This is a genomic window from Streptomyces sp. NPDC054872 (assembly GCF_053610705.1).
Genome location: NZ_JBSGYY010000030.1, coordinates 81,416 through 95,934, shown reverse-complemented (window position 1 = coordinate 95,934; position 14,519 = coordinate 81,416). Strand labels below are relative to the sequence as shown.

Here is a 14,519-nt window from a genome sequence, read left to right as displayed (position 1 = left end):
TCTCGCATGTTCTCTGCCCTGGGCTCCGCCCTCCACGCGAAGCGGAGGCTGACCCTGTACGTGGTCATCGGCCTCGCCGTGCTCTCAGCCCTCTTCGGCGGCACCCTGCAGAGCAAGGTGACCAACGGCCTCGCCGACTACGACGACCCGACCGGTTCGCACACCGTGGCCCGCGAGGTCATCCAGGAAGCCACCGGCATCGACGCCCAGCAGGGGTACGCGCTTCTCATCCGCACGGATGAGGCCATCGACCCCGGCGGGCCGCAGCCCGATGCGGTGACGGCGGGCATCGCGCTCCTGAAGGAGCGGCCCGAGGTGAAGCGGGTCGTCGACTACAAGTCGGCCGGTGACCCGGCCCTCATCTCCGAGGACTCGCGCTCCACCGTCCTGATCGGCGCGGTCAGGCCGATGAAGGAGAAGGAGACCAAGGACGCCGAGAAGGCGCTGCAGAAGGCGATCGACGCCGACCCGGCGCTGCGCGGCCACGCCCACCTCGGCGGGCCGACCATCGGCATGGTCCAGGTCGGCGAGGTCACCACCAAGGACCTCTCGACGGCCGAGGGCATCGCCCTGCCGGTCGTCCTCGTGCTGCTCTTCCTGGTCTTCCGTGGCCTGGTCGCGGCGCTGCTCCCGGTCATCGGCGCGATCTTCACGCTGCTGCTCACCATGGCGGGCCTGCGCCTTGTCACCCTCTTCGACAACGTCTCCACCGGGGCGCTCAACCTGGCGTTCGCCCTCGCGCTCGGCCTCGCGGTCGACTTCGGACTCCTGATCGTCTCCCGCTATCGTGACGAGCTCGCGCGGCACGGAGCCGGGGTGCTCGCGCTGCGCCGCACCATGGAGACCGCGGGACGCACCGTGCTCTTCAGCGGGCTCACCGTGGCCGCAGCGCTCGCGGCGCTGCTCGTCTTCCCCCAGCCGTACCTCCAGTCCATGGGCATGGCGGGCGTGATCACGTCGCTCGCCGCGGTGCTGTTCGCGCTGGTCGCGCTGCCCGCCGTGCTCGCGTTGCTCGGCGACCGCGTCAACTCCTGGGCGCCGCGGCGCTGGCAGCGCACCGCGCAGGCAGCGGGGACCGAAGGCGAGGGTGACCCGGCCGTCAGGCGCTGGCGGCGGATCGCGCAGCTGGTGATGCGCAGGCCCGTCGTCGTCGCGGTCGCCGCCACCGCCGTCCTGCTCGCGCTCGCCTCGCCGATGCTCGGCATCCGCTTCACCGGCGCCGACGCGTCGGCGCTGCCCACCAGCATCAGCGCGGGGAAGGTCGCGGCCGCCCTGCAGGACGACTTCGCGGAGCCCGCCACCTCACCGCTGCGCGTCGTCGCCGACACCTCCGACGGGGGCGAGCTCGACGCGTACGCGAAGAAGATCGCGGGGGTGCCGGGCGTCGAGGCGGTCGCGAAGCCGGTACGCCTGGACGCCACGCACTGGGAGATCGACGCCGTCCTGGAAGGGGAGCCGCTCGGCACGGTCGCCAAGGACGCCGCCGGCGAGGTCAGGTCGCTCGACGCACCCACGACCGTACGGTTCACCGGGCAGACCGCCGACTTCCTCTCGCAGAAGGACGGCATCCGTGACCGCCTTCCGCTGGCCATCGGCGTACTCGCCGTGGTGACCCTGGTGCTGCTCTTCGCCTTCACCGGGTCGGTCGTCCTGCCGTTCAAGGCGCTCCTGATGAACACCCTCTCCACCGGGGCGGCGCTCGGCTTCCTCGTCTGGGTCTTCCAGGACGGGAACCTCGGCTTCGACGCGGTGAACGGCATCGAGTCCACCACTCCGGTGCTGGTCTTCGCGCTCGCCTTCGGACTCTCCACCGACTACAACGTCTTCCTGCTCGGCCGGATCAAGGAGGCGCGGGCGGCGGGCCTCGACGACCGCGCGGCGGTGGCCGAGGGCCTGGCCCGCACCGGACGCATCGTGACGTCGGCCGCGCTGCTGTTCTGCGTGGCGGTGGGCGCGCTCGCCCTGTCGCGCCTGGTCTTCGTCAAGGAGCTGGGGCTCGGCACCGCCTTCGCGGTCATCCTCGACGCCACGGTCGTCCGCGCACTCCTGGTGCCCGCCCTGATGACACTGCTCGGCGGCGCCAACTGGTGGGCGCCGAAGCCACTGCGCCGGCTGCACTCCGCGCTGCGGCTCGACCGCATGGAGACCTCGGACGACACCGCCGTACGACCGGAACCCGGCACCACCGGGAGCACCGGGCGCGAGGAGGCGGTGAGCAGAGCCTGAACCAAGGACTCACCGGCTGGGGTTGCGGGGAACCACACAAGGGAGAGCGGACATGTTTGCACCAGAGCGGGAGTACGAGGTCGTGATCCCGGCGGTGCCGGGGGGCGGCGGTGTGGCGGCGGAAGCGGAAGCCGAACGCCTGATGGGTCACGGCTTCGGCGTGATCCGTGGCCGGGAGGGCGAACTCGCCCTGTTGGAAAGGCTGTTGGCCAAGCCTCAGGAACGCCTGATCACGCTGACCGGGCCGGCCGGAGTGGGCAAGAGCCATCTGGCTCACGCGGCGCTGATCGCGCGGACCAGGGCCGGCGGCGCGCCCCCGCTCTGGACGGACCTCGCCGAATCGGCCGGGGCCACAGCGGTCTGGTCGAGTGTCGGCGTCGACACGGTCAGGGCGGCCGCCGCACGGATCGGCACGCGCCAGACGCTGCTCGTCCTCGACAACTGCGACCCGGTGGCCGCGCGGGTGGCCCTGGACATCTCCGCCCTGCTCAGGGCCTGCCCGCGGCTGAAGATCCTCGTCACGAGCCGTGTCTCCCTCGACATCCGGGCCGAACGCGTCCTGGTGACGGAGCCGCTGCCCACGGGCGTGGGCTCACCGGCCGAGGAGCTCTTCACCGATCACGTGAGCCCCCGCTACCGCGCGGGACTCGACGGAGCCCAGGCGCAGTCGGCGGTGACGGAACTGTGCCGGGAACTCGACGGCATCCCCCTGGCCATCGAGCTGGCGGCGGAGGCCGTCGGCACCGAGGGCCCCCAGGCCGTCCTGGACAGGCTGGGCAGGGGCGAGCCCATCGGCCGGCGCAGGCCGCGGGACGCGTCGGCCCGGCACGAGGGCATCAGCAGCGCCCTCGGCTGGGCCACCCAGGGGCTGAGCGCCGCCGACCGTGAACTCCTCGCCACACTGGCGGTGTTCGAGGCGCCGCTCGGCCTCGCGGAAGTACGCAGGGCGGCCGGAGCGGGCCAGTCGGACGCCGTGGCCGGCATCGAGTCCCTGGTCCACCAGAGTCTGCTGCTCAGCGGGCGCGGCCCGGACGGCGAGCCGGAGTTCCGGCTGCCGCGCATGGCGCGCACCCACTACCACCAGGCCCTGGCGGCCGATCCGGACGCGCTGGCCCGGGCGCTGGACCAGCACGCGGCGCACTGCACGGCCTTCGCCGCCGTGCTCGCGGACGGGCTGCGCTCGGGGCGCGACATGGGCCAGCTCCTCGCGGCCGTCGAGGCCAGGCTGCCCGACCTGCGCAAGGCCACCGGCCATCTGCGGGCACGCGGCGACCACGCGGGGGTGCTGCGCATGCTGACCGCCCTTGAGGGCCCGCTGCTCGGCCACGGGCTCTGCCTCGACGCGGTGGACACCATGGAAGCCTCCGCCGCCGCGTGCGCCGACGGCGCGCTGGCCGCCGAGGCCCTGCTGGCCGTGGCCCGCTGGGCGCTCGGCCGTGACGAGCGGCAGCGTGCGGAGGCGGCGCTCGACCGGGCGGCCGTCGCCGCCGCCGAACTCCCCGCGGTCCGGGCGCGGGTGGCCGCGCACACCGGGGAACTGCTGCGCCGCAGGGGCGAGACGGCGGGTGCCGCCGCGCTGCTCGAATCCGCGTTGAGGGAACTCGATGCCGCGGGGGATGTGTACGGCGCGGCCCTGGCCCGCCGCTCGCAGTCGCTCCTGCGTGCCGGACACGGCGACCCGGACGCGGAACGCCCGGCGCTGCGGGCGCTGGCGGAACTGCCGTGCACGCCGGTCGAGCGGGAGCCCGGCGCCGCTGAGTTCTGGCGCGATCCATGGTCCCCGGTCGTGGTCCGTGCCGCCCTGCTCAACGCGCTGGCCCGGGTGCGCCGACTGCTCGGCCGCTCCCCGGAGGCGTACGTCAACGTCCGTGAGTCGATCCGGCTCCTGATGGGCACCAGCGGCCCCGCGGAGGCGGCCGAGGCCCTGGAGACGATGGTGATCGTCGCCGTGGGGCCCGGGAACGAGGAGCACAGGGAGGCGCTCGCCCAGGTCCTCGCCCACGCCGAGGCCCTGCGCCGGCAGCACGCGCTGGTCTCCGAGGAGGGCGTCGCGCTGCGGGCCGTGGCCGACCGGCTGCACCAGGGCTTCGACCCGGCCGCGCTGCGCAGGTTGCGGCTCGAGGCCCGTCAGGTCTCGCCGCACAGCGCCCTGATCGCGGGCCTGTTCGCGCCCGCGCCCAAGGAGGAACGGCCTTCGCCCACCGGGCCCACCGCCCCGCACGGGCTCACTCCACGGCAGCACGAGGTGGCGCTGCTCGTCGCCGAGGGGATGACCAACCGGCAGATCGGCAGGCAGCTCGGCATCTCGGAGTGGACGGTGACCAACCATCTGCGCGTGGTGATGCAGAAGCTGGAGTGCGGCTCGCGGGTGCACGTCGTACGCGCCATCCAGCAGGCCGGGTGATGGCCGGGGCCGGGCGTGCGGGCGTCCACATCTGGGCCGGTCAGGTGCCCGGCACGGCGGCCGAGCGGGACGTGGCGCTCCTGGACGAGCGGGAGAGGCGCCGCTTCGACTCCTTCACGGACGAGGTGACGCGGGCCCGGTACGCGGGCGCCCGAGCGGCGATCCGGCGCACGGTGGCGCGCTGGCACGGCGTCGAGCCGACCACGGTGCGCTGGGGCGTCGCGCGCTGCCCGGGCTGCGGGAGCAGGGACCACGGCCCGCCGTACGTCCGCCTGCCGCGCTCCGAGTGGCGTTCGAGTGTGTCGCGCTCCGGGGAGTGGTGGCTGCTCGCCCTGTCGTACGGGGCGCCCGTCGGCGTCGACCTGGAGCACCGGGGTGCCCCCGAGGCCGAGGCGGTGGTCCGCCGCGCGCTCACGCCGGAGGAGCGTGCCCATGTCGAGTCCGCCGGGGAGGGCGGGGAGCGGGACGACGCTCTGATGCGCTGCTGGGTGCGGAAGGAGGCGGTGGTCAAGGCCTGGGGCGTCGGCCTCGGCACGGACCTCGCCGGGGTGGCGGTGCGGCCGTGGCAGGAGTCGGCGGTCGTGGAGCGGCCGGGCGGGGGCGGCGTGGAGCGCTGGGCGGTGCGTGAGGTGAACGTGGGGGAGGCGTGCGTGGCCGCGCTGGCCCGCCCCGCGGATGCCACGGCCCCGGTGGTGGTGCACGGGACCGACGGCGGGCGGACAGCCGCGAGGGCCTGACTGTGCGCACAGCCAGGCCCCCGGGAGTGTCCGTGTCCATCAGAGGACGTCCGCGGCAGAGGACGTCCGTGTGCGTCAGAAGACGATCGGCCCCGGCGTCTGCTTCGAGACCGCCTTGCAGGTGTTCTCGCTGCCGAGGATGTTGAGGGTCAGCGAGGTGTCGGCGGAGCCCGCGGCCGGGATGTACGAGTCGAGGCTGTCGCCCGCGGAGACCGCACCGGTCAGCGCGCCGATGGTCACCGGCTGCCCGGCGGCGGCCGCGTCGTTGGCGGTGCCGGTGAAGTCCACCGTGCCGCCCCCGGCGCGCTCCAGACGCAGCGTGGCGGTGATCGAGTTCGCCGGGATGTCGATCGGGGCCAGCCCGCTGCTGGTGGAGATCTTGACGGAGCCGACGCCGTCCGCGGCCGACGCCTCGATCGTCAGGTCGGAGACACCGTAGCTGCCGCAGTCGTACGACGCCGTCACGGTCTGGGAGGTCGTGGGGGCCGCGACGGAGGGAGCGGCGAGGGCGATGCCGCCCGCGAACAGGGCGGCGGTGGCAACGGTGCTGGCCTTGAGAATGTGACGCACAGTCAATTTCCTTCTGTTGGGGGTCTGTTCTGCTGGAACTGCAGGGGTGTTGAGCACACGGACGGCCGGCGGGCCGTCCGGGTCATAGGGGGTGGCGCTCGGCCACCGGGATGCGCACGGTCGGCGGATGCCAGTCGGCGATTCCGTCGAAGCCGCGCAGGAGCAGGCCGGGGACGGCCCTCGAAGCGGCCCTGAAGACCGCGTCGCGCGTGGCGACGGCCGCGCGGGAGCGCAGCGACGTCAGCCTCAGGATGCGTTCGGCGCGCCGCACCATCGCGGTCGTACGCGGCCTGCGGTCGTGGTCGTAGGCGGCGAGCGCGGCGAGCGGATCCGAGCCCGGCACGGCGTGGTGGGCGAGGACGACGCCGTCCTCGATCGCCATGTTGGCGCCCTGCCCCAGGGTCGGCACCATGGCGTGCGCCGCGTCCCCGAGGAGCGTGGTGCGCCCCCGGTGGAACGAACCGAGCGGCACGGCCATGTGGTGCACGTCGTGACGCAGGATGTCGTCCTCGCCGACCGAGCCGATCAGGGTCGGCACGGGGTCGTGCCAGTCGCCGAAGAGCCTGCGGAGCTCGGCCTTCTCGCCGTCGGGGGAGCGGCCGCCCTCCTCGGTCGCGGCGCAGGCGTAGATGAACACGCTGTCCGGGTCCCGGACCAGGCTGCCCCAGACGAGGCCGGCGCCCCACGACTCGTGCGGCACGAAGCCGGGGCCGGGCGTCGGCGCGAGGATGCGCCACACGGTCCAGCCGCCGTAGGCGGAGCCGGGGTGGCCGGGGAAGAGGATGGCGCGCGTCTTGGAGTGCACGCCGTCGGCGGCGACGACGAGATCCGCCTCGTACACCCCCTGCGGGCTGCTGACGTGCGCCTTGCGGCCGGCCGATCCCGCGTCCGTGAGGTAGGCCGCCTCGCCGGTGCGCAGGACGCCTTCGGGCAGCCGGTCGACGATCAGGTCGACCAGGTCGCTGCGGCGCAGGACCACGAGGGGTCCGCCGAACCGGGCGGTGACGGCCGAGCTGTGGGTGCGGGTCAGCGGGCGGCCCCGTGGGTCACACATCAGGCCGTCGCCCTGCCACGCCGCGAGGGCGGTGACCTCGTCACCGAGGTCGAGGGCGGCGAGCGCGCGCTGTGCGTTGGGGGCCAGGGTCAGGGCGGCCCCGATCGGGGCCAGGGTGGGGGCGCGTTCCAGGACGGTGATGTCCCAGCCGCGTCGGTGCAGGGCGAGGGCGGTGGTCAGGCCACCGATGCCGGCACCGATGACGACGGCTTTGGGGCGGGTCATGGACTCTCCTTGTACGTCAGGCGAGTTGCCGTGATCTGCGGGAAGGCCGGGAGGTGGGCCGGGGGCGGCGTGAACCGCCCCCGGGCCCGTGGGTCACCCCCGCGCACCTCCCGCCCGCCAGTGCACGGCGGCGGCTCCCGCGAAGTCCCCGGCGTGGGCGAAGCCGGCCAGCATCAGCAGGCTGCCGTCCTCGACCCGGCCCTCGCGGATGCCGTGGTCGAGGGTGATGGGGACGGCCGCGCCGAAGAGGTTCCCGAACCTGTCGAAGGTGTCCAGATGGCGGTCGGGGCCGATGGAGAGCCGCTCCTGCCACTGCTTGAGGAACATCCGGTTGGGCTGGTTGGTGATCAGCAGGTCCAGGTCGTCGGTCTTGAGGTCGAGCGACTCGCAGACCCGGTTCACCACCTCGGGCACCAGACGGTTGCCGCGCTCGACGATGTCGGCGACCTTGTCGGGCGTGAACCCGACGTGCATCTGGCTGGAGCCCGCCTCCCAGTACTTGCGCCCGTCGTGCAGCGCGAGGCCGCAGTCCCGGGTGTACTCGCCGTGGTTGGCGACCTCGATGCCGAGGATCGGTGACTCGTCGGACGCCGCCACATAGGCGGCGCCGCAGCCGTCACCGGGGATGACGGCCTCGGGGAGCCTGCGCACGTCGGGCTGGGTCATCACCGGGCCCGCGCTGTTCTGCACGTTGAAGAGCAGCGCGGACCTGGCCTGGCCCGAGCCGATCAACGCACGGGCCAGACGCAGCAGATGGACGAAGGACGCACAGCCGCCGTTGTGGGCGTCGAGCACCCAGTCGGCCTTCACGCCGAGCCGGTGGGCGACCTCCGCCCCGGGACCGGTGAACGGCACCTCGGGGAGCAGCGAGTTGGTGATCACCACGTCGACGGCGCGCAGGGCGTCGTCCCCGATCCGGTCCCGCAGGACGAGACCGGCCTTCTCCATCATGTCCGCGGGCGTCTCGTCCCTCGACACCTGGTGCCGGGTGCGCGGCGCCTTGAACATCGTGTGTCCGGACAGGTCGCCGGCGCCTTCCTGATGTTCGAGGAAGTACTCCGTGCCCACCGGTTCCCCGGGCAGGTAGGAGGCGAGCTCCAGCAGACTGACGGCTCTCATGCGCCGGTGCTGCCGTTGCGCAGCTCCAGGATCTTCTTCATGTTGTCGATCTCTATCTGGTGACCGGCGTAGAAGAGGTTCCACATGTCGCCGACCCACGGGCGCTCGGGGCTCGACGCCAGCTCGGGGTGCGGGTTCTTGTCGTAGTACGGGTGACGGCAGTTGGTCCAGATGACCACGGAGCCGGGCTTGTTCAGGACCGTCTGCGCGTCGATGATCCGGTGGATGTAGACCATCCACAGCTCCTCGCCCTGGTCCCAGGCGCACTTCATGTCGACGGTGAGGGCGCGCGGGTCGCCGTCGATCCGCAGGAAGATCTTGGTCTCGTCGTCGAGGAGGGTGTCGCGGCCCTGGTAGAGGCCGGGGGTGTCGGTGGGCGCGAAGTCACGGGTGCTGTAGGTGTACTCGTTCAGGTTGCGCTCGTTGGTGAGGTAGTCGTAGACGTCCTGCGGCGGCGCGTCGATGTACTGGTGGACGGTGACGAACTTCCCGTACACCTCGTCGTACGTGAACGACTCCTTGGTCATCTGCGCGGCCTGCGCGAGGGCCTCCTCGCGCGGCGTGGTCTCCCAGCGGAGCAGCCCGGGGACGTCCTTGAGGTCGGCGGGGATCGGCTCCGGCGCGACGTAGTCGGCGGTGGTGGTGTCCGTGCTCGTGACGGTGGTCATCCTGGTACGACTCCTTGGTTGCTGGGCCGGCTCTTTCCGACGGCCATGGCGTGCTGCTGGAAGGGACGGAACGGAGGCATCTCGGTGGGGTCGGTCTCGACGCAGATCAGTGCGGGCGAGCCGGTGGTCTCGGCGCGGGCGAGCGCGGCGCGCAGCTCGTCCGTGGTCGTGGCGGTCACCGCGTCGAGGCCGGGGAACATCGCGGCGGCGCCTTCGCCGATCCGGGCCGGGCGGAAGAGGTTGTAGGTGTAGTCGCCGGAGTAGAAGAGCTGCTCGCGGGTGTGGCACATGCCGTGCGAGTTGTTGTTGAAGATCACGAAGGTGACGGGAAGCCGGTGCTCGACCGCGGTGTGCACCTCCATGCCGTGCATGAAGAAAGCCCCGTCACCGGCGAACACGCAGGTGCGCCTGCCGGTCGCGAACGCGGCACCGATGCCGGCCCCGAAGCTGTGGCCCATGCCGCCCATGCCCATGGCGACGATGAACCGCCCGTCGACGGGCACCCCGACGTGATGGATCACGGTGGCGCCGGTATTGCCGGCGTCGCTCACCACGGTGGACCCCGCGGGCAGCGAGGCGCCGACGACCGTCGCGGCGGCCCGCATGTCCAGCGGGCCCGCGTGCGCGGGACCACCGGGAGGCGGTGACGCCGCCCCGGCCGCGGGGACGTCCTGCCTGGGGGCCACCGGTGCCGGAGTTCCCGCGCCCCCGGCCGTCAACTCCTGGGTCAGTACGGTCATTTCGTCGCCCAGCGGCCCAGTGAGGCGCACCAGATCCTCGTGCGGCTCCAGGAACGGTGGCCGCGGGTCGACGCAGACCACCGGTGAGCCCTTGAGGTGGTCGTGCAGTCCGGCGCCCGCCATCTGCGGCAGCCGGGTCCCGGCGAGCACCACGGCGGACGCCTGCTCCAGGGCCTCCTGCACGTCCGCGGTGCCGATCACCCCGGCGATGCCCAGGTGACGCGGATCGCGGTCGTCGAAGACGTCCTTGGCGTCCGGGGCCACGGCGACCCGTGCCCCGAGCGCCTCGACGAGCCGGGCGAGCTGCGGCCGTGCGTCCGCCCTGGCCACCCCCTCACCCGCGATCACCACCACGCCCTGGCGCTCCCCGGCCGAGCGCAACAGGGCCACGGCCCGCTCGCGTTCGGCCGCCGGGGAGAGCTCACGGGCGGCGACCTCGGGTGGCTTCGGGGCGTCCCAGGCGGGCAGCACGGCCTGCTGCACGTTCTTGGGCAGCAGGAGCACGGCCGGCCCCGGCGCCGCCGGGTCCAGTGCCGCCGCGAGGGCACGCGGCAGCGACTCGGTGATGGACTCCGGATCCTCGACGCGTACGCAGTGCACGGCGATCTCGCCGAACAGCCGCTCCGCGTCGATGGATCCGGCGAGCCCGCTGGTCTCCTGGAAGGAACCGTGCCCGTCCAGTGAGGTGGGCGGCTGCCCGATCAGGACGAGGGCGGGCACGAAGGAGGCCCTGAGTTCGGCGATCCCGGGGACCAGGTTCATGGCCCCGGCGCCCGAGGTGGCGGCTATCACCGGTAGGCGCTGGGAGGCGCGGTGATAGCCGTCCGCCATGGTGGCGGCCGAGAACTCGTGCTTGGCGACCACGCCGATCGGGCCGGATGCCGGGCCCGTCTCCGGGCCGGATGCCGGGCCCGTCTCCGGGCTGGATACCGAGCCCGTTTCCGGGCTGGATTCCGCGTGCTGAATCGCATCGTAGAGGTCTTCGATATTGGCGCCACCGACTCCGAATACATGCCCGACGTCCTGCCGGCGAAGAAAGTCGACGATGAAGTCGACCACGCGGAATTGGTTTCTCATGGACCGTCCCTCTTTCCAGGCGGTGGTCCAGCTATTTCAGGCCGTGCGGTCCGCCGCGGGCAAGTGGCACATCCCTGTCAGCCGGGCCGGGCCACGGTATGGCAGGGATCTGCCATACCGCTCTGTCATGTCCCGGGACGGCGGCCGTAGTTAGGTTCTGGTCAATCGCTCACCGCACATCGCACCGACCGGAAGGAACAACCATCGTGATCACCGTTGAAACCGTCTGCGCCCTCATAGCGAAGAAGCTCGGCAACAAGGCGTCCGGCCTCACGCTCAACGCCGACACGGCCTTCGACTCGGTGGGCCTTTCGAGCCTGCAGATCGCCGACATCGTCTACACCGTCGAGGACGACGCGGAGATCGAGCTCGACCCGAGCCAGGCGGCCAACGTGAAGACCGTCGGTGACCTGGTCAAGCTGGTCGAGTCCACCCAGACCGCGGCCGCCGCATGAGCACCGTCGCCTACCAGGGCGCCACGGCCGAGGCGATCAGGCACCACTACGACGTCTCCAACGACTTCTACGGCCTGTGGCTGGACGGTTCGCTCACCTACACCTGCGCCCTGTGGGACGAGTCGGGCGCGGACCTCGCCGGCCTCGCCACCACCGCCGACGACTTGGAGGCGGCGCAGGCCCGCAAGCTGGACTACCTCATCGAGGGGGCCAAGGCGGCGGGCGCAGGCCGGGTCCTCGACGTGGGCTGCGGCTGGGGAAGCCTCCTCAAGCGCCTCACCGGGATCTACGGCGTGCAGCACGCCACGGGTCTGACCCTCAGCGACAGCCAGGCCGAACTGGTCAGGGCGTCCGGGATCGCGCGCACCGAGATCCGGGTGGAGAACTGGCTGAACCACGAGCCGGCGGAGGGCTACGACGCGATCATCTCGATCGGCGCGTTCGAGCACTTCGCCAAGACGGGCCTGTCCAGGGCCGAACGGATCGCGGCCTACCGCGAGTTCTTCGAGCGCTGCTACACATGGCTGCCCTCGCGCGGCCGCATTGCCCTGCAGACCAACATCAAGGGCAACAACACCGTGATGGACAAGGCCACCGTGCGTGAGCTCATGTTCATCATCGAGACCATTTTCCCGGAGTCGGAGATCCCGGCGCTCTCCGAAGTCATCGAATCCAGCGAAAAGCTCTTCGACGTGGTGTCCCTGCGCAATGACCCGGACCACTACAGCCGCACCTGCGCGGAATGGCTGCGGCGACTCCAGGAGAACAGGGAAGAGGCCGTACGCATCTCGGGCGAGGACAACGTCGTCAATTACGAGAACTATCTCGGCGCGAGCGTCCGGCACTTCAAGAACCGCCACCTGGGCCTCGCGAGGATCATTCTCGAAAAGGGGCGTTGAGTGTGAGCACCCGAAAGAACGTCGTCTACTGGCACGAGACGGAGTCCGTCACGCCCGAACCCCCGCTGCGGGACGACGTCGACTGTGACGTCGCCATCGTCGGCGGCGGCTACACCGGCCTCTGGGCCGCGCACTTCCTGAAGGAGGCCGAGCCGGCGCTCGACATCCACATCGTCGAGGCGAAGCACTCGGGCTACGGGGCGTCGGGCCGCGCGGACGGCTTCGTCACCCCGACCATCGGCAAGGACATCCAGGCCCTGGTCGAGGAGTTCGGCACCCGCCGCGCCCTGGAGGCCTCGCAGGCCGTCGGACGTTCCATCCTGGAGATCGGCCGCTTCACGCGCCGCAACAAGATCGACGCGGAGTACGAGGCCAACGACTACCTGATGGTCGCCACCGACCAGGCCCAGCTGCGCCGCCTGCGCGCGGACCGTGAACTCGCCACCACCATCGCGGGCCGCGAACAGCCCCCGCTCCTGTCGGGCTCCCAGGCACAGGAGTTGATCGGCTCGCCCGCCATCCTGGGCGCCATGCGCACCGGTGGCGCCCTGGTCAACCCGTTCCGGCTGGCCCGCGGGATCGCCCGGGTCGTCAAGGAGCGCGGGGTGACCGTCCACGAGAACACCCCGGTCCTGCGCGTGGACCCCGGAGTGCGGCCCACGGTCGTCACCCCCGGCGGCCGGATCACCGCCGACAAGGTGATCATCGCGGCCAACGCGCACCAGTTCACCTTCGAGGCGTTCCGCAACAAGACCGTGCCCATCTGGAGCTACGCGATGGTGAGCGAGCCGCTCACCGAGGAGCAGCTGGGCCGTATCGCCTGGGAGGGCCGTGAGGGTCTCGTCGAGGCGAAGACCTTCCTGACCTGCGCCCGGTTCACCGCCGACAACCGCCTGATGTGGGCGGGCGGCCCCGCCCTGTACTTCTACGGCCGCGACATGCGCCGGCGCCGCATGAACGACCAGCGTGCCTACCGCGAACTGCACAAGGAGTTCGGCCGGTTCTTCCCCATGTGGCGGGACCTCAAGTTCACCTACACGTACGGCGGCACCGTCGACGTCACCCGTGACTACGCCCCGCACTTCGGGTCACTGCCCGGCGGCAACGTCTTCTACGGATACGGCTTCAACGGCAACGGCATCGCCGCCACGCACACCGGCGGCAAGGTCCTGCGCGACCTGGTGCTCGGCAAGGACTCCGAGTACTCGCGGCTCCTGTACGTGGACGACAAGCACCGCAAGCAGCGCGACTTCCCGCCCGAGCCGTTCCTCTACGTCGGGGCCCGCGCCACCACACGCCTCATGGAGTGGAAGGAGTCCCGGGCATGAGCGAGCGACGCACCGTACTGCTCACCGGCGCGTCCGGCGTCGTGGGCCGCGCCATCCTGCAGGAGGCGCCGGGCCGCCCGGTCCGGCTCATCTCCATGGCCAGGCCCGGCGGCGTCGCCCTGCCCGCCGGGACCGAGCACGTGCTCGACGCCGACCTGGCGGAGCCGCGCTTCGGCCTCGACGAGGACAGTTACCGGGCGCTGGTCCGGGACGTGGACACCGTCATCCACTCGGCGGGGCTCACCGAGTGGGGGCTGCCCGACGAGCGCTACAAGCCGGTGAACGTGGACGGCACCCGCCGGGTCATCGAGTTCGCCGAACTCTCCGGCGCCACCGTCCACTTCATGAGCACCGCCTTCGTGGCCGCGCTCTCGGCGAGCGCCCCGTACAAGCTCAGCGACACGAACGTCACCACCAACTACGTGCGCTCCAAGCTCCGTTCGGAGCAGCTCCTGCGCGACAGCGGCCTTCCGCACACCGTGTTCCGGCCGACGAACCTGATCGGCGACTCGCGGACCGGCTGGACCTCACGCGGTCAGATCGTGCAGCTGATGTCCGACTGGATCTGCCGCGGCCGTGCGCCCTTCATCCCGGTGCACGAGGGCAACCGCATCGACATCGTGCCGCAGGACCTGCTCGCCAAGGCGGTGCTCGCGGCCGTCGAACTCGGCGACACCAGCGGCGAGTTCTGGGTGACGTACGGCGACGAGGCGATGGACATGGAGGCCGCGATCGACGTGTGCGCCAAGCACGCGGCGGGCCTGGGCCGCACCCTCACCCCGCCCCCGGTCACCGACCCCGACGCCCTCGACCCCGAGGAACTGCGCAGGCTGCCTCCGCTGGCCCGCTCGTACCTCTCCGTCCTGCGGGACGTCAGCGAGGTGACCCGGTGCGGCGGCGGAGTCCTGCCCACGTCGATGCCACTCCTGCGCGAGCGCTACCAGGTCCCCTTCGTCCACGACACGGACGCCTATCAGCGGACGCTCGAATACGCCTCCGCCCACCTCAGCTAGCCCG

Annotated in this window: 12 protein-coding genes; 7 read left to right on the top strand and 5 right to left on the bottom strand. The window is 71.8% G+C overall.

The window, feature by feature from the left end:
* Positions 1-6: 6 nt before the first annotated feature.
* The 3 genes from ACWGIH_RS30580 to ACWGIH_RS30570 are packed head-to-tail and all read left to right on the top strand — an operon-like array spanning position 7 to position 5,367.
* Positions 7-2,226: an MMPL family transporter gene (locus tag ACWGIH_RS30580; RefSeq protein ID WP_453448376.1), complete on the top strand. Its 2,220-nt coding sequence runs from the start codon at positions 7-9 to the stop codon at positions 2,224-2,226.
* A gap of 52 nt (positions 2,227-2,278) precedes the next feature.
* Positions 2,279-4,630 carry a LuxR C-terminal-related transcriptional regulator gene (locus ACWGIH_RS30575; RefSeq protein ID WP_453448375.1) on the top strand — a complete coding sequence of 784 codons (2,352 nt, stop codon included), beginning with the start codon at positions 2,279-2,281 and terminating at the stop codon, positions 4,628-4,630.
* A complete protein-coding gene (locus ACWGIH_RS30570) occupies positions 4,630-5,367 on the top strand; it encodes a 4'-phosphopantetheinyl transferase family protein (protein ID WP_453448374.1) in 738 nt (245 codons plus the stop codon). The genes ACWGIH_RS30575 and ACWGIH_RS30570 overlap by 1 nt, the downstream gene beginning before the upstream one ends.
* 75 nt (positions 5,368-5,442) lie before the next feature.
* On the opposite strand, the gene ACWGIH_RS30565 is transcribed toward ACWGIH_RS30570, so the two are convergent.
* The 5 genes from ACWGIH_RS30565 to ACWGIH_RS30545 all read right to left on the bottom strand — a co-directional run bounded on the left by ACWGIH_RS30565 (position 5,443) and on the right by ACWGIH_RS30545 (position 10,820).
* Entirely contained in the window at positions 5,443-5,937 is a 495-nt protein-coding gene (locus ACWGIH_RS30565; RefSeq protein WP_453448373.1) for a hypothetical protein, read from the bottom strand.
* 82 nt (positions 5,938-6,019) lie between these two features.
* Positions 6,020-7,216 (bottom strand): FAD-dependent oxidoreductase, encoded by a 1,197-nt coding sequence (locus ACWGIH_RS30560; protein ID WP_453448372.1) that lies wholly within the window; start codon positions 7,214-7,216, stop codon positions 6,020-6,022.
* A gap of 93 nt (positions 7,217-7,309) precedes the next feature.
* On the bottom strand, positions 7,310-8,335 hold the full coding sequence (locus ACWGIH_RS30555; protein WP_453448371.1) for a 3-oxoacyl-ACP synthase III family protein: 1,026 nt from the start codon (positions 8,333-8,335) through the stop codon (positions 7,310-7,312).
* Entirely contained in the window at positions 8,332-9,003 is a 672-nt protein-coding gene (locus tag ACWGIH_RS30550) for an SRPBCC family protein (protein ID WP_453448370.1), read from the bottom strand. The genes ACWGIH_RS30555 and ACWGIH_RS30550 overlap by 4 nt, the downstream gene beginning before the upstream one ends.
* Entirely contained in the window at positions 9,000-10,820 is a 1,821-nt protein-coding gene (locus ACWGIH_RS30545; protein WP_453448369.1) for a thiamine pyrophosphate-binding protein, read from the bottom strand. The genes ACWGIH_RS30550 and ACWGIH_RS30545 overlap by 4 nt, the downstream gene beginning before the upstream one ends.
* Before the next feature lie 206 nt (positions 10,821-11,026).
* On the opposite strand from ACWGIH_RS30545, the gene ACWGIH_RS30540 reads away from it, so the two are divergent.
* From ACWGIH_RS30540 to ACWGIH_RS30525, 4 genes are read left to right on the top strand one after another with little or no spacing between them, the layout of a single operon-like run.
* Positions 11,027-11,275, top strand: coding sequence for an acyl carrier protein (locus ACWGIH_RS30540; protein WP_363209012.1), 249 nt, complete (start codon positions 11,027-11,029; stop codon positions 11,273-11,275).
* A complete protein-coding gene (locus ACWGIH_RS30535; RefSeq protein ID WP_453448368.1) occupies positions 11,272-12,174 on the top strand; it encodes a class I SAM-dependent methyltransferase in 903 nt (300 codons plus the stop codon). Before ACWGIH_RS30540 ends, ACWGIH_RS30535 begins: the two co-directional genes overlap by 4 nt.
* A 2-nt stretch (positions 12,175-12,176) precedes the next feature.
* Complete coding sequence (locus ACWGIH_RS30530) at positions 12,177-13,502, top strand: NAD(P)/FAD-dependent oxidoreductase (protein WP_453448367.1); 1,326 nt, start codon at positions 12,177-12,179, stop codon at positions 13,500-13,502.
* The gene (locus ACWGIH_RS30525; protein ID WP_453448366.1) at positions 13,499-14,515 is read left to right on the top strand and encodes an SDR family oxidoreductase; all 1,017 of its coding nucleotides are present in this window, start codon (positions 13,499-13,501) and stop codon (positions 14,513-14,515) included. Before ACWGIH_RS30530 ends, ACWGIH_RS30525 begins: the two co-directional genes overlap by 4 nt.
* The last annotated feature ends 4 nt before the right edge of the window (positions 14,516-14,519 follow it).